This is a genomic window from Chryseobacterium arthrosphaerae (assembly GCF_001684965.1).
Classification (GTDB): Bacteria; Bacteroidota; Bacteroidia; order Flavobacteriales; family Weeksellaceae; genus Chryseobacterium; species Chryseobacterium arthrosphaerae.
This window is the reverse complement of record NZ_MAYG01000001.1, coordinates 1,799,036-1,822,377: the sequence shown is the minus strand read 5'-3', so window position 1 is coordinate 1,822,377 and position 23,342 is coordinate 1,799,036. Positions and strand designations below refer to the sequence as shown.

The window sequence follows — 23,342 nt, the reverse complement described above, 5'->3', positions numbered from 1 at the left end:
AGCAGCCTCTTTCATGCCATCTATTTTACATCTACCTTTATATTATCAAATCCTGATGAACCTTATTACATTAAAAAAAGAAAAATTTATGAGTTCAGAAAATACAGCATCATTTCATGATATCTTTAAAAGCGAAAACGAAATTCCTGAAGAATTCAAGGTTCCGGAAATCCATCAGAAAGTATACCTTCTCAATGGTGAACTGGTAGAATGGAAAGGAGAAACTCAGAATATTTACTCTCCGGTCTGCATTCCTACGGAAAACGGATTGGAGCGGAAATTATTGGGAAGCATTCCGAATATTGGTCCGCAAGAAGCGATGGAAGTTCTGGAAGCATGTGTGAAAGCTTATGACAATGGCCTGGGAGAATGGCCTACAATGTCTGTGGAAGAAAGAATTAAATGCATGCAGAAATTTGTGTATCTGATGATCCAGCAGCGAGATCTGATCATTAAACTGCTGATGTGGGAAATTGGTAAAACACTGGCAGATTCTGCAAAAGAATTTGACCGTACAGTAGATTATATCAACCAGACCATTGATGCTTTAAAAGATCTGGACAGGGAATCCTCCCGTTTCCAGCAGGCGGAAGGTACCATTGCACAGATCAGAAGAGCTCCGCTTGGGGTAGTGCTGAGTATGGGCCCGTTCAATTATCCTTTGAATGAGATTTTTACCACGCTGATCCCTGCACTCATCATGGGAAATACCATTTTGTTTAAACTTCCTAAACATGGGGTATTGGCACATTATCCTTTATTGAATGCCTTCAAAGAAGCTTTTCCGAAGGGAACTGTAAATACGCTGTACGGAAAAGGTTCGGAAATTATCACTCCGATCATGGAAAGCGGAAAAGTGAATGTGCTGGCTTTTATCGGGTCCAGTAAAGTAGCCAACGGATTGAAGAAACTGCATCCGAAAGTAAACCGCTTACGGGCAATCCTGAGCCTGGATGCTAAAAACGCAGCCATTGTCACAAAAAATGCCAATCTGGATGTGGCGGTAAGTGAATGTATTCTGGGGGCACTTTCTTTTAACGGTCAGCGTTGTACAGCTTTGAAACTTATATTTGTACAGAAAGAAATTGCTTTAGAATTTACAGAAAAACTGAGTGCTGCCGTTTCTGCGCTTAAAGGAGGACTGCCATGGGAAAAAGATGTGAAAGTGACTCCGCTTCCGGAAGTGAATAAGCCTCCTTATTTAAAAGAATGTATTGAAGATGCACTGGCGAAAGGAGCCGCAGTACTGAATAAAGACGGAGGATATACAGAAGAATCTTTTGTGTTCCCGGCTGTAGTGTATCCGGTAAACAGTGATATGAAACTGTATCATGAAGAACAGTTCGGCCCGGTGATTCCTGTTGTTCCGTTTGAAGATATTGAAGAACCGATAGACTACCAGGTCAATGCATCTCACGGAATGCAGGTGAGTATTTTCAGTGAAGATCCGCAGGAAGTGGCCAGATTGATCGATCCGTTTGTGAATCTTGTAAGCCGTGTCAATATCAACTGCCAGGCTCAGCGTGGGCCGGATGTATTTCCGTTCACCGGCCGTAAAGACAGTGCAGAAGGTACACTTTCTGTTTTTGATGCGCTCCGTTCATTTTCCATCAGATCTTTGGTGGCTGCAAAGCTGACGGAATCTAATAAAACACTATTGAACACTATTGTCAGAGAACATGATTCCAACTTTTTAAGTACTGATTATATTTTTTAATACCAGTGCATGGTGTATTTAACATAAAATAAAAATCCCTAATAAACTTCTCTGTTTTTTAGGGATTTGTTAACTTGAAGCCTTGAATTTTGATAATTTTTTTACAAATAAAATAATGTTTTTGTAAATATTACTCAAGGATTAGTACCCCATGTCTTCACTGGAAAAAGAATTTTTGGAGAAAATTGAAAAGCATAAAGGTGTTATTTTCAAGATCTCTAAAATGTATATGGATAATAAAGATGATCAGAATGACCTTTATCAGGAGATCATCTATCAGGCCTGGAAATCATACGGTGATTTCCAGAAGAGAAGTGATTTCTCTACATGGTTGTACCGTACTGCCCTCAATACTGCAATTGTCTTTCTGCGAAGCGAAAAAAAACGTAGTTTTATAAGAAATCAGGATATTGATGGATTGAGTACCCCACAGGAACCTTACAATGATACGGATGATAAAAACATGAAACTGATGTTTGATGCGATTCATCAGCTGAGTCCTATTGATAAAGCCCTGATCTTTTTCTTTCTGGAAGATTTTCCCGGGAAAGAAATTGCTGTTCAGCTGGGAATTACTGAGGTGAATGCCAGGGTAAAACTCAAAAGAGCAAAAGAAAAACTAAAGGAGATCATTGTGAAACAACAAAATGCCAACACAAATTAAAACACAATAATGGAGCTAGAAAATTTTAAAGAACTTTGGAATAAAGATACAGGCCAGGAGTTGCCTGAAATTTCCCTGGAAAAACAGCGTGAGATACATTCTCCGCTGCAGATGCTTACCATCAACATGAAAACTGAATTTTGGCTGATGATCGTTACCCTGCCACTGCTTTTAACCAGCTTTCCGTTTGCTTCTGCCGATTCCAATATCAGAACTATATCTACGTTCGTCACCATTCTGACAGTTGCTTTTATGATGTATTTCTATTCCAGATTCCTGAAACTTTATAAATTACTCCGGAAGAACAGTATCAATACGAACTATGATCTGTTTAACCTTAAAACCCAGCTTCTTATATCGAAAGAAATTTACATTTCATACTATATTTCCTATATTCCTTTAGGATTTCTTTTATCGTTGATCAAGATCAGTTTTCATTTTGATATGGAATACAATCTTGCTATTTTCGGAATCAGTCTTCTGATCACATTAGGATTGGTATTTTTTATGATCAGGTACTGGATTTATTATATGTACGGAAGATATATTGATGATGTGGTACGCCTTGTAGATGAACTTAACGGTATTGAACCTAAGGATTCTGATGTCAAAAAGAAAATAACATGGTTTGAGCGGTCTCAGAAATTTTTTATGAACAAATGGGGTGTCAGTGGAAATATCCTGAATACCGTTTTATGGTTTATATCGATGTATTTTTTCATCATTGCTTTCCTTACCCTGATTCTTCTGATCTTCATTATTATCGGCATTAAATTAAACTTCATTGATGCAATTACTTTACAAAGGGCTTTAAACAGATTGAATTGAAATAATCCGGTAATGCATTCCTTCTGAAGATACTGATAGAGATTTCATTTGGAATGGCCTCAGATTCCTTACATTTTGAACTGTCATCGAGGATGGATGATATATACAATATACCGGCAGAAATTTCTGCCGGTTTTTTTTGAAAAAAAAATGTAACATTTTTACTTTTTCTCTACTAACTGTGAAAATATAATGTAAAAATATAGTCTGATTGCAATGTTGTACTATTGGAATTGGCTTTTAAGATAAAATCCCACAAAAATTTATTTCGTACAAATGCTATCCTAAAAATAGTAGAAGTTAAAAACACACGATGAAAGCCTGACAGTATTTCCTGTCGGGTTTTTTATTTTTTGTAATTTCTGTAACAATTTTTCTGAACAGAAACTAACTCTATAGAGTAACAAGTCATGATCTCATTAGAACAAGAGTTTATAAGTAAAATTGAAAAACATAAAGGAATCATCTTTAAGATTTCCAAAATGTACATGGCCGAAAAAGATGACCGCAATGATCTTTTTCAGGAAATTACCTTTCAGCTCTGGAAAGCATATCCCAGCTTCAGAGGTCAAAGTGAATTTTCAACCTGGCTGTACAGAATTGCTTTAAATACTGCCCTGATCTTCCTTAAATCTGAGAAAAGAAGAAGCTTTATTGCCAACGGAGATTTTTCCGGCTATGCACTGGCACAGGAAGACTATGATGATCAGAAAGAAGAACGGCTGACTGAGATGTATCAGGCTATTCATCGGCTTAATCCGATTGATAAAGCTTTCATATTCTATTATCTGGAAGACTTCTCCGGAAAACAGATAGCCGATGAAATGGGAATTTCGGAAGGAAACGCAAGAGTGAAAATGAACCGGGCCAAAAATAAATTAAAAGATATCTTAAGCCAACATAAAAAGTAAAACAACATTTAAATCAGTAATCCAATGAATATCGATGAATTGAAAAATACCTGGAATGAAGATATGACGGAAGAAACTCCGGAAATAAATATAGAGCAGAGAAATAAGATCAACCTTCCCCTTGAAAAAATTCGTAAAAATATGCGTATGGAATTCTGGTGGATCATAGGAATCTTTGTTTTTGCCTTCATTGTCTGTTCTGTTTGCCGGCCTTTTAAACTTCAATTGTATATAACGGTTTTGGTCGCATCCATGCTTATTGTTACCGTCTTCTTTTATAATAAGTTTTTTAAGCTCTACAATGAGATCAGTAATCCTGTTCCCAAAACCTATGATTCGCTGAAAGATCTGATCATGCAACTCAATCTTAATAAACAATATTACCTGTCCTATTATATCAGTTTTGCCCCGTTTCTGGTGTGCGAAATCCTGATTGTGCTTGAGTTTATACCGTGGCGAGAGCCTCTAAGTGAAATTAAAATTGCAGCCATACTCATTGGTACAGTGACCGGAGGACTGTTCCTGTTGTATCTTTCCGGGAAGTTCTGGTTCCATCGCTACTATGGAAGATACATTCAGCATATTGAAGGGCTGCTGGAAGAGTTGAAGAAGTAAACCGGTTTCGGCGGGCTGAAAGCCCGCCGAAACCGGTTGATATCCATAAGCATAATAGAAAAACGGTTGTCCGATCTCTCTAAAGATGCTTATTCTTTATTTTCTTTAGAGATCTCATTCTTTATCCAATCCAGTTGGGGATCTTTTTTGTCAATAATATCCTGCATGGTTTCATGCACAACGATATCAGGCGTTACCCCCTTTTTGGAATCTGAAAAATCAATATTCGGCTGCACAAGAAGCAATCCGATAGGGAAACGGATTTCTGAATTGGGAAGCTTCTGATAAGAATAAAAGCCTGCTACTGTTCCGTCATTTGCACCTCCGGTTTCTTCTCCTACAAGAGTTGCTCTTTTATCATTCTTTAGTTTAGCCGTAATAATAGAAGAGGCAGAAAAACTGCCGCCGTTGATCAGGACAAAAACTTTACCGTGAAAAGCACTTTTGTTGGGCTTTGTAGGCTTATCAGCTTTCATTTTGTAGAAAACCTTACCGTCTTTTTTATACGTGCTGAAAGCCTGGGCAAAAAAGTAACTGGGGTAGGCGATACTTTTAAGAGCATACTCAAAAGGGCCGCTTTTTCTGAAATAATTGGTCCGCAGAGGAATATCTCTGGAGGTAACCTGGGATGGCTTGATCAGGGTAAATGGCTTGTCAGTCAGATAAGAGTACAGATTGTTGATCTCGTACAGGGAACCGCCATAATTGTTCCGTACATCTATAATCAGATACTTTGATTCTGCATTTTTGATCTTCGAAAATGTCTTCTTATAAAACTCGTCCGAATATTCCCTTGAAAAACTTTTTACCTTTATATAAGCTATGGTGCTGTCTTTATCCAGGAATTTAAAACTCCGGTTGTAAGAATTGCTGGCAGCAACATAGTCATTCAGTTTCTTCTCCGCTGTCCTTTTCTGCATTTCCTTATCTTTTTCAAGATCCTTATCTGATTTGGACTCCCGGTTGAGAGTATAGGTATGCTTTTCCCCATTATAAAGAGTGGTAAGTGTTGCCTGACTGGTAAGTCCGTTTTCGGCGGTATAAAAAATAAAAAAAAGGTCCTTTAAAAAATAAGGATGGAAAGTAGTATTATACCCGTCACTGCTGATCAGGCCACGGTATTTTTTGATATAATCCGAAACCGGTACCTGGTTGATGGATAAGATTTCAGTACCGGGTTTTATATTTTCGATAGAATCCGGGTTCTGAACAATATACATTCTGTCACCGTCAACATAATATTGAAAACGGCTGAAAAGTCCCTTTTGATGTTCAAATTTCTTGATTTCCTTTTTAGTGAATTTCTTTCTTGGAATCCTTAAAGAGAGATGCCCTTCACGGATTCCTGCAATTACCGGCTGTAATTTGAAATAAAACTGAAGCGGCGTAAGCGGTTCATTAAGGGTTTGTTTAAGGCTGTCAAACTTGCGTTCCAATTCCTGCTTGGGAATATACCAGTACAATTGAGGGTGCATTTGCTTCAGTTTGGCATAGGCATAGTCTACGTCTTCTTTGAGCTGCTCCGGGGGAATACATGAAGCCCGCTGTTCGTTGTGTCTTTTTATAGATGCACAGGACGAAAGGATAGCGAGAAGAAATATTAACGAATAATTTTTCAATTTACTTTGAGTTTTTAAGCTGCTAAAATAGAAAGTTTTAAATTAACCATCACTTAAATGAATGATAAATTTTCCGAAAGACATGATAAATTTAGTTAAAAAGATGTAGCCCAACCATTCATATTTTCATTTAAAAACAAAAGTCAATACCTTTGAAGTTTATTTTTTGCAAATGATTTACTGGCTTATTACGTGTGTGGTTATTTTAACTGCGACCTTTTTTATTGTAATCAATATGAAAGCGTTCGGGGCCGTGCCTAAGGGTAGGCGGCTGCAGCGTATCAGGCAGTCAGAGCTGTACAGAAAAAAACAGTTCAGGAATATCAGCTATACCCCTTCTATTGCCGAAGGATATAAAATGTCTAAAGTAACCTACGATTTCTTTTTGGGTAAGAAACATCCCTTACTGAAACCTCTTAAAGCCATTCCTTCCGTTCATACAGACCTCAGAAGCATCCCCAAGAATAAGGATGTATTTATCTGGTTAGGTCACTCTTCTTATTACCTTCAGACTGATGGCGTTTCATTTCTGATAGACCCGGTATTGAGTTTATATGGTTCTCCTTTTAAATATTTTAATAAAGCATTCAACGGATCTGATATTTTCAAGCCTGAAGATATTCCGGACCTGGATTATCTGGTGATTACCCATGACCATTTTGACCATCTGGATTATCCTACTGTAAAAGCCATCAGAAACAGGACAGGTGTGGCTGTTGTTCCATTGGGAGTGGGAGCGCATCTGGAAAGGTGGGGATATACAGAAGATCAGCTTATTGAAGAAGAGTGGGGAACAGAAATAAATCTGAAAAATAATATCAGAATCGTTTTTACACCTGCCAGGCATTTTTCAGGAAGAAGAATAAAGCAGAACGATACCCTTTGGACCTCTTATGTCCTGATAACCCCTTCAAAGAAAATTTTTCTGGGTGGAGACAGCGGGTATGATACCCATTTTAAAATGATCGGTGAGAAATATGGTCCTTTTGATTATGCCATTCTTGAAAACGGACAGTATGGGGATGCCTGGAGGTATATTCATGCAATGCCCGAAGATGTTATTCAGGCAGCTGTTGATATTCAGGCAAAGCATATTATTCCCGTACACGCTGCAAAGTTTGCATTGGCCCTCCATCCCTGGAACGAGCCCTTGCAGAAAATAACAGCTTTTGGAAAAGAAAAGGAACTTGATATCCTTACTCCAATGATAGGAGAGGTAGTAGATCTGAATCTGCCGGATCAGCAGTTTACTGTCTGGTGGGAAGACTGATCAGGCGTGCCAGATATCTTTATATCTTCTGGGATGATTTTCAAACTGCTGGCGTACAAAATCACATTCCGGGTCTACAAGCAAATCTTTTTCTTCCGCATAGCGAACAAGCTCGTCCAGAAGCAACTTGGCATATCCTTTCCCTTCACGCTCTTCGTTCAGTTTCGTGTAATATACAATCAGCAATCTTCCGTCAACCTCTATGGACATATAGCCTGCTTTTTCACCATCTATAAGTAACTGCAGTTCGTCCTGGTATGGAGTTACTTTAAACTTTATATTTTCCATAATTACTCAGATTTGGTTGATTAAAAAATATAACAGAGAATACATTCTCCTTTTTAAAATTACGAAATTAATTGATATGAAGTAATAGTTTCCCGGAATCTTAACGAATTTTATAATTATAAAGAGAAAAGATCATTAAACAACTATTACTGATATTCATCCACACCTGATTTGTGAAAATCTTTGATTTCAGCTTATGTAAGCTTTTCTCCGGTTCCATTCCGGCCTTACCGTGAATTTAATTGTTTAAAATAAAGACTTTTGTGACTTTTATGGTTTTGTAAAGCTCAGACGGTCTTAAAAGCAGTTTAAATCTACTTATTGTGTAATTTATCTTAAAGATAATCAGTTGTTTATGATTTTTTAACAAACCTTAGCATTTTTAATTCATCATTGGCACTTTAATTGACTAAACCATCATGTTTAATTTAAAGAGGAATGAAATGAAAAAGTTATTGTTAACTGCATTATTGATCGGGACGTTCAGTATGAGCTATGCCCAGTCAGATTATTATAATGATTACAGAAGGAGTATTTCGGATGTGAACTGGCAAACTGTTGTTGCTGATCTTTTATTGTCTGCCACTCAGGCTAACCAGATTAATGCACTGAACGACAGATACCGTGATTATGATACATGGAACAGGGTATATGTGGTAGATCCGGGAAGATGGAGAAACGACCGCTATTCAGAGCTGGAAAGAATTCTGGGAAGAGAAAAATATATCGTATTTAAAAAGAAATACTACAGAGGACAGAATCCTGTGATTGTATACGGAAGAAATAAAAATGATTATAAGAAATACCGTAAACAACAGGAAAAATATTATAAAGAAAAAGAAAAATACTACAAAAAACAGTATAAGCACGGTCATGGCCACGGTCATGATGACTAAAGAGTAAAACTATTCAATTATATATTCAATTTTTAAGTGACCGGTACAAGTGCCGGTCACTTTTTTTATAATAGTGAATAATAAAATCAGCAAAAACATCTGCATGAATTCTCTGAAAAAAGATTTTTCGAAAAACTCAAATGTTACCTAAACGACTGCAACAAACTTCCATCCTCTCTCTTCCAGCTTCCCTCTTAAACCATCAACTATTTTATCCATTATTTGTTTGAATTTTATAACTTTGATCTATGGAATCAAGCGAATCAGTCAAAAGTTTTTATGAAAGAAATGCTCCTGAGCTCGGTTTTCAGTGTAGCGGGGCTCATGGCATGGGACATTTCAATGTATTTTCCCGGGAATTTTGTTCCCTGATCAGCCCGTACAGCAGGCGCGATTATTATAAAGTTTCTCTGATCATAGGAAAAGGAAAACTTCATTATGCTGACAAATGGATCTGTGTAGACCGTCCGGCACTGCTATTTTCCAATCCTATTATCCCTTACTCGTGGGAAGCTGATGACGAGGATCAGAAAGGCTGGTTTTGCCTTTTTACAGAACAGTTCCTGCATAATGGAAGCCGTCTGGGAAATCTTCAGGATTCTCCGCTCTTTAAAATCGGAGGGACTCCGGTTTTCTTTGTGAATGAAGACCAGCAGAAAATACTTTCTGATATTTATACCAAGATGATGGCTGAGATTCAGTCCGACTATATTCATAAATATGATATGCTGAGGGCTTATCTTCATCTGATGATTCACGAAACCATGAAGATGCAGCCTGCAGAAAGTTTTGAACCTTATCAGAATGCCTCACAAAAGGTCGCGTCGTTGTTTATGGAGCTGCTGGAAAGACAGTTTCCGATCGACAGTCCTGAGGTCTCTTTAAAATTAAAGACTCCGAATGATTATGCACAGAGCCTTTCCATTCATGTCAATTCCCTGAACCGTTCGGTAAAGGAAATGACGGGGAAGACTACAAGCCAGCAGATTGCAGGAAGAATAATTCAGGAAGCCAATGCCTTACTGAAACATACTGACTGGAATATTGCTGAAATTGCTTATGGATTAGGCTTTGAAGAACCTTCTTATTTCACCAATTATTTTAAAAAGCAAACCGGTCAGACGCCCAATGCGCTCCGGGCAAATCTTGTTTGAATTTTATAATTCTTAGTTTGAATTCTATATCGTTGGTGAGTGGCAGGTGTTCTAATTTTGTCTTCAATAATTAAAATCAATACCATCATGAAATTTAGAAAATTAGGAAATACCGGAGAGCTGCTGTCTGCTATTGGTTTAGGATGTATGGGGATGAGCTTTGCTTATGGCCCGGCAGATGAGCAGGAAAGTATCAATACACTACACAGGGCGCTGGATTTAGGAGTTAATTTTTGGGATACTGCAGATATGTATGCCAACGGAGAAAACGAAAAACTGATCTCTAAAGTTCTGGTTCCAAACAGGGATAAGATCTTTATTGCTACCAAATTCGGATTCAGGTTTAAAGACGGTAAAGCAAGCCATAGCGGTGCGCCTGGAACCTATTTTGACGGTTCCCCGGAATGGATCAGGCAGGCTGTAGACTTAAGTCTTCAAAGATTAAAAATAGATACTATCGACCTTTATTACGCACACAGAGTTGACCCGAATGTGCCTGTAGAAGAGACGGTAGGAGCAATGGCAGAACTTGTAAAAGCCGGTAAGGTAAAATATATAGGATTATCTGAAGCATCAGCAGAATCGATCAGAAAAGCCAATAAAATTCATCCCATTAGCGCTTTGCAGTCAGAATACTCAATCCTTACCAAAGATGTGGAAAAGGAAATTCTTCCAACCATCAGGGAATTGGGGATTTCTTTAGTTCCTTATTCACCGTTGGCAAGAGGTCTTTTTGCCAATATCAATGAAGTGCAGAATCTTGGTGACGATGATTTCAGAAAATCATTACCCCGTTACCAGCAGGAATACCTTGAAAACAATACAAAGCTGGCGAATGAAATCAACGAATTTGCGGCTTCAAAAGGCGTAAAAGGAACCCAGCTTGCACTGGCCTGGGTGCTGAATCAGGGAGATGATATTATCCCGATTCCGGGTACCAAGCGAATCAAATACCTGGAAGAAAACATTGCAGCAGTCAATATTGAACTTTCCCAATCAGATCTTGAGACCATTGATGCCATCCTGAAAAAGTATCCGAATGTAGGAGAGCGGTACAATGAAGGCTCCATGAAACTTGTCAATAACTAAAGATACTATACTACTGGGTTCCTGTCTGACGGGAACTCAGTTTTTATTGCGATCAAAAATTACATCGTCATGAACAGAAGAGAACTATTAAAAAACGGATTATTGGCAGGAACATTAAGCATGATTCCTTTTTCCGGCGTGCTGGCTGAAACAAAGACTGTTGCTGAAAAGAATAGGGAAGACCTTTCGGGAGTAAAAAGAATAAAACTCGGAGAGCTGGATCTGTTTATTCTTACCGACGGTTACATTCACGAAGAAGATCTGAATTCATTTGCTCCCAGAGCTACTGTTTCTGAACTGAAAAAAATTCTGAAAGATAACTTCCGTCCGGATACTTATATTGATATGGCTGTCAATATTCTGCTGGTCAAAACAAAAGACAGACTGATCCTGATGGATTCAGGAATGGGAATATTTGCAGATGAAAGAACAGGATTTCTGTTGCAGAGTCTGCAGAAAGCAGGGTTTACCCCTAAAGATATTACCGATGTTTTTATTTCCCACGCCCATCCCGATCATATCGGCGGAATCGTTAATAAACAGAATAAACCTGTTTTTCCTAATGCCTCTGTTTTTATTTCCAGGGTAGAATATGATTTTTGGAGGAATGCTTCCATTAAAGATTTTAATAACAGTGCATTGAAGAAGCACCCGGAGTTTCTTAAACAGATCATTCCTTCCATTCAGAATATTTTGAAAGCCATTGAACCGAAACTGAAATTTTATGATCTGAATAATACGCTTTACAGTCATTTCAGCTTTCAGCTGGCTCCCGGACATACCCCCGGTTTAACGGTCACTACATTATCTTCCGGAACTGAAAAACTGGTATATATTGCAGACCTTATTCACTCGGATGTTATTCTTTTTCCTCATCCTGACTGGGGCTTTTCCGGAGATACAGATCTGGATACCGCAACGGCTTCGAGGAAAAAATTTCTTAAGCAACTGGCAGATTCCAGAACCAGAGCATTGGCGTCCCATTTGCCATGGCCGGGATTAGGTTTTACAAAAATAAAAGATCCGGCGTTTGAATGGGTCGCTGAAAGTTTTATGAATTGAGGTGGCAGGTAAAAGATGTTAGGTAGCAGGAGTTAGATATAAGACAAATAGATAGTGCTAGTAAGAATACCTGTCTTTATTTGTATGGGCGGGTTTGATGGGAGTAAGAGGGGATCAGAATTTGTAACAGGATTAAAGAAATAGGCAATAAAATAGCTTTAGCTAAACTTAAATTAATTCCTTAAAATACAAAAGCTTCCGAAAGAAGCTTTTGTATTATATTAAAAATTATACTTTATATTAAACCCTGTAACGAAGTAAGCTTTCCTTGGGCCGGGATTTACATCGGTATAAACCGAAGCATTATTGTACTGATTATCTGCGTCTGTATCATTGATGCTGTTTCCATAGAATAAGAAGGTGTAATTGATCTGATTGGTCAGGTTGTTTCCTATGACAAAAACATCCAGGTCCCATTTGTTGAAGCTGTGTTTATATCCAATTTTTGAGTTTAAAAGTCCAAAACTTCGTACCTTATTCGTATTGGCAAAGTCGGTGTAGACTCCTCCCATAAAATTATAGGTATTTTGCCAGTAAAGTCCAAAATGGGTTTCAAAATCCAATCCGGCAGATAATTTGGTTTGGGGTACTCCTACGACATTCTTGTTGTCATAAACATTCACTTTTGCAGGTTGCTTATCTTCCTTTAAATACGTGCTGAAATCGGTATATTTAAAATCGTTATAAGTATAATTGAGAAAGGGCTGAATCTTTGAAACAAAAGAGCGGACAGGTTTGTAAGAATATCCTATACTCATTTCCAGTCCTCTGTTTTTTTGATTTCCGGTATTGGCCCAAAACGTATAAGGTGTTTTTTCCGGATTAGACATTGTGGCTCCCAACTGTGTAAGTTTATCTTTAATATTGATACTGAAGAGCGAGAACTGATAATCTATGGAAGTATCTTCAATTAATCCCTGTACACTGAAGTCCCACATTTTTGCTTTCTCTGCAACCAGGTTATCATTGGTCACATTGAGCCCGGCTATAAAAGCAGTGGCAGAAGTAGGAGCATTATACCCTTCACTGTAGCTTAGATTAAATATTTGATTTTTCCATACTTTCTGAAGCGCAAAATGGGGAGTGGCTACTGCTTTAAATTTTTTATCAAAGGACAGGTCTTTTTTATCTATATTGGCTGCAAATAAACCAGGCAGGGCGAGAAGATCTTTTCTGTTATACCCAATCTGACTGATGCTGACCCCGGCAAGCAACATCAGATCCCACGGCTTATAAGTGAACTTTTCAACTGCAAAGTAGTTGTTCTGATGATTGATGTTTTTAAAATAAGATCCGTCAGAAAGAGGTCTCAGAACAGGCGGCTCGGTATTTTTTACACTTTTATACCGGTAATTGGTGATGGTAGACTGTGACTGCTGTATTTCGATTCCAAACTCTGTCTGACTTTTAAAATCATCCCATTCTTTATTGAAATTGAATACAGATCTTAATCCGTAATTAGAAAGGGAAGAAGTTTCGTAAGCTCCTGCAGCAATTCTGTCGCCGGTAGTTCCTGTATAGAATACGGTTGTATGATTTTTTAAGTCGGGGGTGATTTGCCATATATGACCTAATCCTACCCGGGAAGTAACGAATTTTGTCTTGGCACCTCTTCTGATATAAGCGAAATTTCCGTTATCAATTCCATTATAATAATCATCATAGGAGATCTGGCCGGAAACCTGTTCCAGGGAATTTCCATGGGTAGCGAGTAAAGTGATCTTCTGCTTTGAGTTCAGCTTAAACTCTCCGTTGATGTTATAAAAGTTTTTGATGCTTTTACCTTTAGGACGGTATCCGTCGCTTCCAATATGTCCGTAGTTGGCTGTTATGGAATGATTGTCACCTGCATTAGTTACAGATGTTGAACTTTGAAACAATCCGAAAGAACCTGTATTGAACTGCTCAGAGATAGAAGTACCTTTTTTTGTTTCAGGCTGTATGTAAAATCTGACCGCCCCTCCGGAACCTCCTCCGTATAATGTGGCGGCAGGCCCTTTTATAACTTCTATACGGTTAACGAGCCCGAAATTGACATCATCTAAAACGGTAACCCCGTCTGCTCCGGTAAGAGGAATATTGTTGAGGTACATCTTAATTCCCCAATTGTTAAACTTCTGGTCGTTTCCGTATCCTCTCACCACAATCCTCTGTCCGCCCAGTTGGGTTCTTTTTTCTACCTGAACACCGGCCATTGTCCCAAGGCTCTGTTCCATAAATGCAGGATTATTACGGTTTATTTCATAATCAGAAATAACCTCTGTAGACTGTGCGTGCCTTTTAAATTCTTCCCGTTCTTTGGCTACTTTTGCTCTTGCATGAATCTCTATTTCATCAATGCTTTTTTCCTTTTCCTGGGCATGGGCATACCCCATTAATGATAATGAAAGAGTGATAATATAGTTTTTTTTCATCAATCCTACTGTTGAATATTAGAAAGCAGAAAGATAACACCATGTTGACCTTTCTGCTTTTATATAAAAATTTTTAAGAATTATTTTCTGATAATTACCGAAGTGTATACCATACTGCCGTTTTGTAAAGCTTTCAGTACATAATCTCCTTTGCCAAGGTTGTCAATATTGAATTCTTCATCAGATTTAACATTTTTCTTTGTCATAACGAGCCTTCCGGAAGCATCATAGATCTCTATATCCATCGGTTTGCCGTTTTCAAGTTTTACATGAAGAGGTCCTCTGCTTGGATTAGGATACACACGGTTGTTGAGCATATTCCGGTTTGATTCTGAAGTCGCTAAAGTCGTATTGCTGATTCTGGTAGTAAACGCTCCTCTTCCGTAAGTCACCGCAAGAATTGTCTTATCTGATGGACGGTAATCAAAGTGGTTGATTTTAAATTTTCCTAAACCATCGGAATATAAAGCCCATGTAGGAGAAGAAGACTGGAAATCTGCAGTTCCCCATACGCCGTAATAAGTTCCCAGAATCACTTCATTGTTGTCTTCAGGGTTCATAAATATCGCTTTAACAGGAATATCCGGAAGATTCCCTTCTTTAGATACCCAGGTTGTTCCGGCATCAGTAGTATAGAAGACACTGGTCTTATTGAAATTGGAAATTGTAACCATGATCTCACTTTCGGACGCTCCGAGTTTAACATCAGAAATATAACCTCCGAAATTATAATTGATTAATGAAGTTACCGGCGTAGTGTCAGCATTGGTCACCTTATATAATTTTCCGGATGAGAGTCCAATGAAAAGAGTGCTGCTGGCTGTAGTATAAGGAGATACGAGAATATCCGTAACAAATTCACCGGCGGCTACACTGGCAATGGTAAGCTGGGTTCTTGTAAGGCTTAATGGTACACTGGCGAGCCCGCTTACTCTGTTCAGTACAATTGAGGTTGAGCTGGATGCATTGGCATTGCTGTAAGCTATGTCAAGATTTCTGTCTACAGCAAGGGGGTTTATAAACAATCCTGGATCCCTTTGAGCGGAAGCCAAAAGATAATAGCTTCCCTGCGGATTGAAAAGAAAATGGTAATTGTAGACATAAGATGCAATATAGTACTTATTCTGGTCATCGAAGGCCGTATAGGCCCCATCTCCACCATATACATCCGAAGTGTTATAGAAATTATTGGCCAGAGCAACTCCGGAAAGCCTTTTGGTTCCGTTATCCTGAGCCCCTAAAATCATATCTTCATTGGCAAATGTAGAAGAAGGATTTAATGTTCCGTGATAGAATTGAGTTACATTAAACCTTTTATTTCTCATTCCGATAGCTGTAGTACTGGCAAGGTTACTTTTATCCGGAGCAAAGAAAATTCCTCCGTCATTACCCATTACAAACTGGCTTGTGTTTTTTGGGTTGAAAACAAGAGCGTGCTGATCGGCATGCACCAGTGAAATGTTGGTACTTCCCATCACATTGTTGTTGGACCATTTGGTATATTGGGTCCATGTAGCACCTCCATCTGTACTCTTATAAGAATCTACTCCTCCTACATATACATGCTCATCGTTATCGGGATCAGTTTCAATAACCAGGTCATAGAAGGACTGTCCACGGGTAAAGTCATTGTCAGGCTGTGAGGTGTCCACAGGATTCGGCAGTGTAATCCCGGATCCGGCTACATTGGTGGCAATCCATGTAGCACCACCGTCTGTAGTTTTTGCAATTCTTACAGGTTCATTTGTTGCTCCCTGCATCAGGGCATAAGCTTTTAAAGGATTGGTATTGGAAACCTCTACCATAACCCTTGAGCTGTTGTTCCCTACGTTATAGACATTCGTAAAAGTAGCACCATAATCGGTAGATTTGAAAATTCTTCCCCCGGAAGCAGATCCGGTGAAGCGGCTTTGTCTGGTAGCCACCCAGATAGAATTGTCTGCACCTACTTCTATATCCTGGATATCATAACCACGGGTCGCGGTGGAAAGTAAGCTGTTGACCAATGTAAAATTGGTACCATCAGTAGATTTATACAAACCGGCTTCATATAAACCGGCAAACGTACCTGTCTCTCCGAAATAGGTTCCGGCAACTCCGGCATACACTTCTGAAACCCCGTTATTGTTCACTACCTTTATAGCAGGAACATTATACATTCCTCTCTTTACTCCGGAAGTATAGCCGTTTTCCAAATTGAAAACCTGCTGCCAGGTAGCTCCGCCGTTGGTTGTTTTCCAGATGCCCAGTCCACTGAAGTCTCCGGTTTCCACTTCACCTGTTCCCACATAAAAAATCTGCGGGTTATTAGGATCTGAAGTAATGCAGGATACAGTAGTGTTAGACCAGAACCCGTCTACCAGCGTCCATTCAGAATTGGCATCGCTGATATCGTTATTGTACCATAATCCGCCGGAAACTCCACCCGCCCATACTTTTTTACCGGTAGAATCATTCGGGTCAAACATAATGCCTCTTACCCTTCCTCCCACAGCATAAGGACCTCTTTCTACCCAAAGATTGGTGATGCTTTTATTGGCAGTACCTCCTTTTCCTCTGACACCGTTGAATAGCTTAAGATCTGTTTGCGGTTGAAACTTTCCGCTTTCTACGTTTTTTTCAAGCTCTACATAGCGTTGGTTGTTCACTGTTCCTGTTTCAGGATCCATGGTAGCGATAAAATCCTGCAGGTAATATTCATCAGGTGGTTTCTGATGGTGTTCCCTGGCGAATTTTACGTTTTTCTGGTAAGCAGTTGTAATATCCTGAATGTGTTTCAGGTACTTCTTGTTTACTTTAGTGTCTGGATTTTCTTTCCCTTTAGGATGCTGTTGAGCATTAAGATAGAGTGCAGCTACAGTAAGCCCTAGTCCGAAAATTGATTTTAATTTCATAAATGTTTTTTAGATGCGTAAAAATATGACTTTTTATTGTTAAAAAAATATTTATGAAATAGTTTTAAATTTATTGAGGTAAATCTTCCTTTTTTATCTTTTTTTGAGTGTTTTTGTTACGGATTTTTATTTTCTGCCGGATTGTTTTCTTGCTTTTTACGTTTTCAGATACAAGATAGACATTATTCAGATCAGAAGTTTCTCCCGGCATAGGGGATGTAGTTCCATCTTTTTCGTTTATAGTAGGATACTGCGGGTTTTCAGGAAAGTATATTCCCTGCAGATGGGTAATACCATTCTTAGTTTCCTTTTTTAAGACTATTTCGGTATTTCCCGCCAACAGGTATTTGATATCAAGTTGAGGGTTGTCTTTGATTATGATATTGAAAGTTTCTGACCTTGCGCCCTTTACTCCTCCAATACTAAGGGTATAACTTGCTTCCATTACTTTAAAGTACTGGGCCGAAGAACAGCTGCTGAATAAGAGCAATAGTACAATAGAATGAATGACTTTCATATCTGTGTTTTTTTTAATTATAAAAGGAATATACAAAAATGTTTCCAAAATGCTGAAAATAAGATTTTTAAAAATGAAAAACCCCGCCATTGGCGGGGTTTTGTATCATTAATATTGTCTCGGAAATTAGATCCCGTCAATGATTTCATTTAGAACCGTACTTGGTCTCATAGCCTCATACGTCTTATAAGTGTCGGTTTTGTAGTACCCGTCAATATTCTGAGGTTTACCCTGAGCCCCAATTAATTCAGCATTGATGACCTCTTCATTTTCATGCATTGCCTGTGCAACCGGAGCAAACTGAGCAGCCAATTCAGCATCGGCAGTCTGGTTAGCCAGCGCTTCAGCCCAATACATGGCCAGGTAGAAGTGAGAACCTCTGTTATCAATTTGTCCTACTTTTCTTGCAGGAGATTTGTCTGTCGCTAAGAATTTAGCATTTGCCTCATCCAATGCATCAGCCAGAACCTGAGATTTTGTATTGCCCTGAGTCTGTGCCAAATGTTCTAAAGACGCTTGAAGTGCTAGGAATTCTCCCAGAGAATCCCATCTTAAATAACCTTCTTCAAGGAATTGCTCAACGTGTTTCGGAGCAGAACCTCCGGCCCCTGTTTCAAACAGACCACCACCGTTCATCAATGGAACGATAGAAAGCATTTTTGCAGAAGTACCAAGTTCCAGAATAGGGAAAAGGTCAGTAAGATAATCTCTCAATACATTTCCTGAAACTGAGATTGTATCTTTTCCTTCTCTTGCTCTTCTTAAAGTCTCAGTCATAGCATCTTTTACATCAAGAATTCTGATGTCAAGACCTGCAGTATCGTGATCAGCAAGGTATTTTTCTACTTTTTTAATGATTTCTCTGTCGTGAGCTCTTCCTTTATCCAACCAGAAAATAGCAGGAGTATCAGATAATCTGGATCTGTTTACCGCCAGTTTTACCCAATCCTGGATAGGAGCATCTTTAGTCTGACACATTCTGAAGATGTCATCTTTTTCTACTTTCTGAGAAAGAAGAACATTTCCTGCTTCATCCTGAACTTCTACTGTTCCGTCAGCAGACAGTTGGAAAGTTTTGTCGTGAGAACCGTATTCTTCAGCTTTCTGAGCCATCAATCCAACGTTTGGAACAGATCCCATTGTAGTAGGGTCAAGCTTTCCGTGCGCTTTCATATCGTCAATTACAGACTGGTAGAAACCTGCGTAAGAACGGTCAGGGATGATACAAACGGTATCTTCCTCATTTCCGTCTTTGTTCCACATTTTACCTCCGCCTCTTACCAAAGCAGCCATAGACGCGTCAACGATGATGTCAGAAGGTACATGGAAGTTGGTAATTCCTTTATCAGAATTTACCATAGCCACTCTTGGTCCTTCCGCAAGCGCTTTTTCAATATCAGCTTTAATGTCAGCTTCCTGAGCATTTCCTTTGATTTTTTCGAAAAGATCAGCCAGACCGTTATTCGGGTTGATATCTAAAGATTTGAAAGTCTCAGCATATTTAGTGAATACATCTTTGAAGAAAGTTTCTACGATAGCCCCGAAAATAATAGGGTCGGAGATTTTCATCATCGTAGCTTTAAGGTGGGCAGAAAGAAGTACATTTCTTTTCTTAGCTTCCTCGATTGCTTCCTGTACAAATACTTTTAATGCTTTTAAGTTCATTACAGAAGAATCGATCACCTCACCGGCCTGAAGACCTGCAAAGTCTTTCAATACATTTTCAGAACCGTCATTTCCTTTGAATACGATTCTGTATTTTGTAGCATTTTCTAATGTTGTAGAAGTTTCTGTTCCGTAGAAATCACCGTTATTCATGTGAGCTACGTCAGTTTTGCTGTCAGATGCCCAGTCACCCATTCTGTGAGGGTTTGCTTTAGCATAGTTTTTAACAGCTTTCGGAGCACGTCTGTCAGAGTTTCCTTCTCTTAATACAGGGTTTACAGCACTTCCTAATACTTTGGCATACTTCGCTTTGATTGCTTTTTCTTCGTCATTCTTAGGCTCTGCAGGGTAATTGGGAACTGCAAAACCTTTAGCTTGTAATTCAGCAATAGCTGCGTCCAATTGAGGAACAGAAGCCGAAATATTAGGTAATTTAATGATATTGGCATCTGGTTGGGTTGCTAATTCTCCCAATTCAGCCAAAGCATCACCAATTTTCTGGTCATCCTTTAAAAATTCAGGGAAATTAGCTAAAATTCTTCCTGCCAAAGAAATATCCGGAACTGCGATCTCAATATCTGCTGATTTGGTGAAAGCTTTTACAATCGGTAAAAACGAGTGTGTAGCCAGCATTGGAGCTTCATCAGTAAGTGTGTAATAGATTTTTGATTTTTCTGACATTATACTGTTATTTATTATTTGAAATTAAAGTCCCACAAATTTAGTTAAAATTTAAATTTTGGGGTTCATAGAATCGGAGATTTTTCACTTTAAGAATTATTTAACCTTTATTTGAGATGAAAAGCTTTTTGTTTTGATTAAATTTGAAAAACTAAAAAAATAAAATTATGTCCACGACTATCACCTTAAAAGGAAATGAAGTACATACCATAGGAACATTACCGTCAGTAGGAAGCACCGTTAAAGATTTTGCTCTGGTAGATTCCGGATTAAATGTGAAAACACTTGAAACTTTTGAAGGAAAAAAGAAAGTATTCAATATTTTCCCGAGTATTGATACGCCAACGTGTGCCGCTTCTTCCAGAAAATTCAATGAGGAGGCTTCAAAGCTTGAGAATACTGTAGTGATCAACGTTTCTAAAGATCTTCCTTTTGCATTGGGAAGGTTCTGTGCTGCTGAAGGATTGAATAACGTAGAAACCCTTTCAGACTTCAGAAGCAGTTTCGGAGATGATTATGAAGTAACCATTACAGATTCTCCCCTGAAAGGATTGTTGAGCCGTGCAGTAATCGTTACAGATGAAAACAACAAAGTAGTCTATACTGAGCAGGTTTCAGAAATTGCCAACGAACCTAATTACGATGCAGCGCTTGCCGCATTGAATCAATAATAGAAATAATTTTTGTAAAAAAGCCTTGTAAAATTAATTTTTGCAAGGCTTTTTTTGAAACGAACACAATTAAATAATCTACAGATGATGTCAGAAAATTATAAAAGATATGGCGACCTTTTTCAGGTAGATGCTGCACATTTTGAAGAGTTTTATGCATTGCTTAAAGATACCCGTCTTTTAAAATCCGATTTCTTCCTGAAGGAAGGAGAAAAATGCAAATACCTTGGTTTTATCAGGAAAGGCACACTCAGGTGTTTTTACATCAATGATCAGGGGCGTGAAATCAATTTCGGTTTTTATTTCGAAAATGAATTCTTTACCGATTATGAAAGCATACTCTGTGATACCGTATCCAATATGAATATCCAGGCTTTGGAAAACTGTGAAATTTTATTGTTGAGCAAGGAAGACCTTCAGGATTTATACAAAAAAGAAGCTTACTGGCAGCAATTCGGACGCGTGATGAGCGAGAAGATTTATCTGGATGCCAAAAAAAGAATAGACGACCTTCTGTGCTATTCTCCTGAAAACAGGTATTTAAATCTTTTAAAAAAACAACCGGAACTTGTGCAGAAAATAGCCCAGAAACATATTGCCAGCTATCTGGGCGTAACGGAGCAGTCCCTTAGCCGTATCAGAAGCCGCATTGTTTGAAATCAGTAATTGTAGTCTTATGAAGGCTGTAAAGTACAGAATGGACAATACTTCCAAATTCCATCCACCTTAATCATATTTTCTTCATGAAACCAAGTTAATTAACTTAAGTTAACGCCTGCTGAAATTTTAGCCCGTAGCTTTGTTATCAGCAAATTAAAAAAAAATCATCATGGAACAAAAAGATCTGACCATTATTTTGGTACACGGAGCCTGGGGAGACGGCTCACATTGGCAATATGTTATCCCGGCACTGGTAAAAGAGGGATATAAAGTAAGAAGTGTACAGAATCCATTGACTTCATTACAGGATGATATCGATAAGACTAAAGATCTTATTGATGCCCAGGATGGAAAAGTTCTTCTGGTAGGTCACTCCTATGGAGGAGCCGTTATTTCGGGGGCAGGAAATCATGATAAAGTCGCCGGACTGGTTTATATCGCTGCTTTTGCACCTGATGCAGGAGACAGTCTGGGATCTCTTTTGGGAAGAAGAGAATCTCCGGGTGGGGCAAGTATTTATCCGGACAGCAAAGGATTCCTGTGGATCAAATATGACGAATTTCAATCTGCTTTCTGTCAGGATCTTGATGATGAAAAGGCTTTGGTAATGGCATTGTCACAGAAACCTATTCATGGGCAGTGTTTTGGGGATACAGCAGGAGAACCGGCATGGAAGACAAAACCAAGTTGGTATCAGATCTCGGAGAAAGACCGTATGATTCCGGCAGAAACAGAAAAAGAAATGGCAGAACGTCTTCAGCCTAAGAAAATAATTTCCCTGGATGCGGGGCATGCTTCATTGGCATCACATCCTGAAGAAGTTACCAGACTGATTTTAGAAGCGGCTTCTTCATTATAAATTAAAAAATAATTACAGCCAGCCTGTAAAGCCTTGGAAATTTTTGTAATTTCACAAGGCTTTTTTTATGCAATTTTACAATGGTTAAAAGAATTGTAGCCAATATCAAAACAGATGACCTTTCAAAGGCAGATCATTTTTATCATGATATCTTAGGACTTGATGTTCTGATGGATCATGGCTGGATCAAAACATTCGGAAATGATGAGGAAGCAAAAGTCCAGATCAGTTTTGCCGTACAGGGCGGAAGTGATACCGACGTACCTGACCTTTCCATTGAAGTGGATGATGTAGAGGGTATTTATGATCAGATGAAAGCAGCAGGCTTTGAAATATCCTATGATCTTACCAGTGAAGAGTGGGGTGTCCGGCGGTTTTTTGTGAAAGACCCTTTCGGAAAACTCATTAATATACTGTCTCACCTATAAAATCTACTCACGATGAAAGCAGAACGCATTATTCCTATTCTCAGAATCTTTGACTATCAGAAAACAAAAGAATTCTATGTAGACTGGCTGGGGTTTGAAATTATCTGGGAACATTATTTTGATGAAAACACCCCTGTTTATATGGAAGTGAAAAGGGAAAATATTATCTTTCATTTAAGTGAGCATCATGGTGACGGATCTCCGGGAAGCAGAGTGGCAATATGGGGTGAAGGTGTTCCAGCCTATCATAAAGAACTGATTGACAAAAAATACAGATACAACCGTCCTGGACTTGAAAAAACATTCTACGGAGCGGTTTCTTTTACCGTCATTGATCCTTCCGGAAATAGAATTACATTCGAGGAAGAATTTGATGAAGAAAAACATAAAGATTTAGAATTTTTCTCCATTCACTGATCCGGAAATGGTGATTCAGATCA

At 38.6% G+C, this 23,342-nt stretch carries 21 protein-coding genes; 15 read left to right on the top strand and 6 right to left on the bottom strand.

The genetic code is table 11. The features are described from left to right. Window positions 1-88: 88 nt before the first annotated feature. From BBI00_RS08380 to BBI00_RS08360, 5 genes are all read left to right on the top strand, one after another. Window positions 89-1,717 (top strand): NADP-dependent glyceraldehyde-3-phosphate dehydrogenase, encoded by a 1,629-nt coding sequence (locus BBI00_RS08380; protein WP_065399672.1) that lies wholly within the window; start codon window positions 89-91, stop codon window positions 1,715-1,717. Window positions 1,718-1,868: 151 nt separating this feature from the next. After that, entirely contained in the window at window positions 1,869-2,381 is a 513-nt protein-coding gene (locus BBI00_RS08375) for an RNA polymerase sigma factor (protein ID WP_065398337.1), read from the top strand. A gap of 9 nt (window positions 2,382-2,390) precedes the next feature. Continuing rightward, entirely contained in the window at window positions 2,391-3,209 is an 819-nt protein-coding gene (locus BBI00_RS08370) for a hypothetical protein (RefSeq protein WP_065398336.1), read from the top strand. 410 nt (window positions 3,210-3,619) lie between these two features. After that, complete coding sequence (locus BBI00_RS08365) at window positions 3,620-4,120, top strand: RNA polymerase sigma factor (protein WP_185116317.1); 501 nt, start codon at window positions 3,620-3,622, stop codon at window positions 4,118-4,120. Between the two features lie 24 nt (window positions 4,121-4,144). After that, a complete protein-coding gene (locus tag BBI00_RS08360) occupies window positions 4,145-4,735 on the top strand; it encodes a hypothetical protein (protein ID WP_065398335.1) in 591 nt (196 codons plus the stop codon). Window positions 4,736-4,824: 89 nt separating this feature from the next. On the opposite strand, the gene BBI00_RS08355 is transcribed toward BBI00_RS08360, so the two are convergent. After that, window positions 4,825-6,354, bottom strand: coding sequence for a S41 family peptidase (locus BBI00_RS08355; RefSeq protein WP_065398334.1), 1,530 nt, complete (start codon window positions 6,352-6,354; stop codon window positions 4,825-4,827). A 235-nt stretch (window positions 6,355-6,589) separates the two neighbouring features. Between BBI00_RS08355 and BBI00_RS08350 the strand changes: the two genes are divergently transcribed. Next, the gene (locus BBI00_RS08350; protein WP_228394738.1) at window positions 6,590-7,624 is read left to right on the top strand and encodes an MBL fold metallo-hydrolase; all 1,035 of its coding nucleotides are present in this window, start codon (window positions 6,590-6,592) and stop codon (window positions 7,622-7,624) included. Here BBI00_RS08350 and BBI00_RS08345 read toward each other — a convergent pair whose 3' ends face one another. Further along, window positions 7,625-7,912 carry a GNAT family N-acetyltransferase gene (locus BBI00_RS08345; protein WP_065398332.1) on the bottom strand — a complete coding sequence of 96 codons (288 nt, stop codon included), beginning with the start codon at window positions 7,910-7,912 and terminating at the stop codon, window positions 7,625-7,627. A gap of 443 nt (window positions 7,913-8,355) precedes the next feature. On the opposite strand from BBI00_RS08345, the gene BBI00_RS08340 reads away from it, so the two are divergent. The 4 genes from BBI00_RS08340 (at window position 8,356) to BBI00_RS08325 (ending at window position 12,113) form a co-directional block, all read left to right on the top strand. Further along, a complete protein-coding gene (locus tag BBI00_RS08340; RefSeq protein ID WP_065399670.1) occupies window positions 8,356-8,808 on the top strand; it encodes a hypothetical protein in 453 nt (150 codons plus the stop codon). A 248-nt stretch (window positions 8,809-9,056) separates the two neighbouring features. Continuing rightward, a complete protein-coding gene (locus tag BBI00_RS08335; RefSeq protein WP_065398331.1) occupies window positions 9,057-9,962 on the top strand; it encodes a helix-turn-helix domain-containing protein in 906 nt (301 codons plus the stop codon). A gap of 87 nt (window positions 9,963-10,049) precedes the next feature. Further along, window positions 10,050-11,051: an aldo/keto reductase gene (locus BBI00_RS08330; RefSeq protein ID WP_065398330.1), complete on the top strand. Its 1,002-nt coding sequence runs from the start codon at window positions 10,050-10,052 to the stop codon at window positions 11,049-11,051. 69 nt (window positions 11,052-11,120) lie between these two features. Beyond that, entirely contained in the window at window positions 11,121-12,113 is a 993-nt protein-coding gene (locus BBI00_RS08325) for an MBL fold metallo-hydrolase (RefSeq protein ID WP_065398329.1), read from the top strand. Window positions 12,114-12,334: 221 nt separating this feature from the next. Here BBI00_RS08325 and BBI00_RS08320 read toward each other — a convergent pair whose 3' ends face one another. From BBI00_RS08320 to BBI00_RS08305, 4 genes are all read right to left on the bottom strand, one after another. Then, a complete protein-coding gene (locus tag BBI00_RS08320; RefSeq protein ID WP_065398328.1) occupies window positions 12,335-14,527 on the bottom strand; it encodes a TonB-dependent receptor in 2,193 nt (730 codons plus the stop codon). Between the two features lie 80 nt (window positions 14,528-14,607). Then, the gene (locus BBI00_RS08315) at window positions 14,608-17,421 is read right to left on the bottom strand and encodes a T9SS type A sorting domain-containing protein (RefSeq protein WP_065398327.1); all 2,814 of its coding nucleotides are present in this window, start codon (window positions 17,419-17,421) and stop codon (window positions 14,608-14,610) included. Between the two features lie 70 nt (window positions 17,422-17,491). Further along, window positions 17,492-17,938 (bottom strand): hypothetical protein, encoded by a 447-nt coding sequence (locus BBI00_RS08310; RefSeq protein WP_123902240.1) that lies wholly within the window; start codon window positions 17,936-17,938, stop codon window positions 17,492-17,494. 126 nt (window positions 17,939-18,064) lie between these two features. After that, on the bottom strand, window positions 18,065-20,284 hold the full coding sequence (locus BBI00_RS08305; protein ID WP_065398325.1) for an NADP-dependent isocitrate dehydrogenase: 2,220 nt from the start codon (window positions 20,282-20,284) through the stop codon (window positions 18,065-18,067). A gap of 167 nt (window positions 20,285-20,451) precedes the next feature. Between BBI00_RS08305 and tpx the strand changes: the two genes are divergently transcribed. The 5 genes from tpx to BBI00_RS08280 all read left to right on the top strand — a co-directional run bounded on the left by tpx (window position 20,452) and on the right by BBI00_RS08280 (window position 23,319). Then, complete coding sequence (gene tpx, locus BBI00_RS08300) at window positions 20,452-20,955, top strand: thiol peroxidase (protein WP_065398324.1); 504 nt, start codon at window positions 20,452-20,454, stop codon at window positions 20,953-20,955. 84 nt (window positions 20,956-21,039) lie between these two features. Further along, the gene (locus BBI00_RS08295) at window positions 21,040-21,612 is read left to right on the top strand and encodes a Crp/Fnr family transcriptional regulator (RefSeq protein WP_083988456.1); all 573 of its coding nucleotides are present in this window, start codon (window positions 21,040-21,042) and stop codon (window positions 21,610-21,612) included. 172 nt (window positions 21,613-21,784) lie between these two features. Next, the gene (locus BBI00_RS08290) at window positions 21,785-22,474 is read left to right on the top strand and encodes an alpha/beta hydrolase (protein WP_065398322.1); all 690 of its coding nucleotides are present in this window, start codon (window positions 21,785-21,787) and stop codon (window positions 22,472-22,474) included. A gap of 80 nt (window positions 22,475-22,554) precedes the next feature. Continuing rightward, window positions 22,555-22,902, top strand: coding sequence for a VOC family protein (locus BBI00_RS08285; protein ID WP_065398321.1), 348 nt, complete (start codon window positions 22,555-22,557; stop codon window positions 22,900-22,902). Window positions 22,903-22,914: 12 nt separating this feature from the next. Then, window positions 22,915-23,319 (top strand): glyoxalase superfamily protein, encoded by a 405-nt coding sequence (locus tag BBI00_RS08280; protein WP_065398320.1) that lies wholly within the window; start codon window positions 22,915-22,917, stop codon window positions 23,317-23,319. Window positions 23,320-23,342 lie beyond the last annotated feature (23 nt).

Coding starts and splice junctions, on each gene's coding strand:
- BBI00_RS08340 (WP_065399670.1), top strand. CDS start 8,356: ATGAAAAAGTTATTGTTAACTGCATTATTGATCGGGACGTTCAGTATG.
- BBI00_RS08375 (WP_065398337.1), top strand. CDS start 1,869: ATGTCTTCACTGGAAAAAGAATTTTTGGAGAAAATTGAAAAGCATAAA.
- BBI00_RS08315 (WP_065398327.1), bottom strand. CDS start 17,421: ATGAAATTAAAATCAATTTTCGGACTAGGGCTTACTGTAGCTGCACTC.
- BBI00_RS08330 (WP_065398330.1), top strand. CDS start 10,050: ATGAAATTTAGAAAATTAGGAAATACCGGAGAGCTGCTGTCTGCTATT.
- BBI00_RS08280 (WP_065398320.1), top strand. CDS start 22,915: ATGAAAGCAGAACGCATTATTCCTATTCTCAGAATCTTTGACTATCAG.
- BBI00_RS08335 (WP_065398331.1), top strand. CDS start 9,057: ATGGAATCAAGCGAATCAGTCAAAAGTTTTTATGAAAGAAATGCTCCT.
- BBI00_RS08380 (WP_065399672.1), top strand. CDS start 89: ATGAGTTCAGAAAATACAGCATCATTTCATGATATCTTTAAAAGCGAA.
- BBI00_RS08360 (WP_065398335.1), top strand. CDS start 4,145: ATGAATATCGATGAATTGAAAAATACCTGGAATGAAGATATGACGGAA.
- BBI00_RS08370 (WP_065398336.1), top strand. CDS start 2,391: ATGGAGCTAGAAAATTTTAAAGAACTTTGGAATAAAGATACAGGCCAG.
- BBI00_RS08345 (WP_065398332.1), bottom strand. CDS start 7,912: ATGGAAAATATAAAGTTTAAAGTAACTCCATACCAGGACGAACTGCAG.
- BBI00_RS08305 (WP_065398325.1), bottom strand. CDS start 20,284: ATGTCAGAAAAATCAAAAATCTATTACACACTTACTGATGAAGCTCCA.
- BBI00_RS08285 (WP_065398321.1), top strand. CDS start 22,555: ATGGTTAAAAGAATTGTAGCCAATATCAAAACAGATGACCTTTCAAAG.
- BBI00_RS08350 (WP_228394738.1), top strand. CDS start 6,590: ATGAAAGCGTTCGGGGCCGTGCCTAAGGGTAGGCGGCTGCAGCGTATC.
- BBI00_RS08290 (WP_065398322.1), top strand. CDS start 21,785: ATGGAACAAAAAGATCTGACCATTATTTTGGTACACGGAGCCTGGGGA.
- BBI00_RS08365 (WP_185116317.1), top strand. CDS start 3,620: ATGATCTCATTAGAACAAGAGTTTATAAGTAAAATTGAAAAACATAAA.
- BBI00_RS08295 (WP_083988456.1), top strand. CDS start 21,040: ATGATGTCAGAAAATTATAAAAGATATGGCGACCTTTTTCAGGTAGAT.
- tpx (WP_065398324.1), top strand. CDS start 20,452: ATGTCCACGACTATCACCTTAAAAGGAAATGAAGTACATACCATAGGA.
- BBI00_RS08320 (WP_065398328.1), bottom strand. CDS start 14,527: ATGAAAAAAAACTATATTATCACTCTTTCATTATCATTAATGGGGTAT.
- BBI00_RS08310 (WP_123902240.1), bottom strand. CDS start 17,938: ATGAAAGTCATTCATTCTATTGTACTATTGCTCTTATTCAGCAGCTGT.
- BBI00_RS08325 (WP_065398329.1), top strand. CDS start 11,121: ATGAACAGAAGAGAACTATTAAAAAACGGATTATTGGCAGGAACATTA.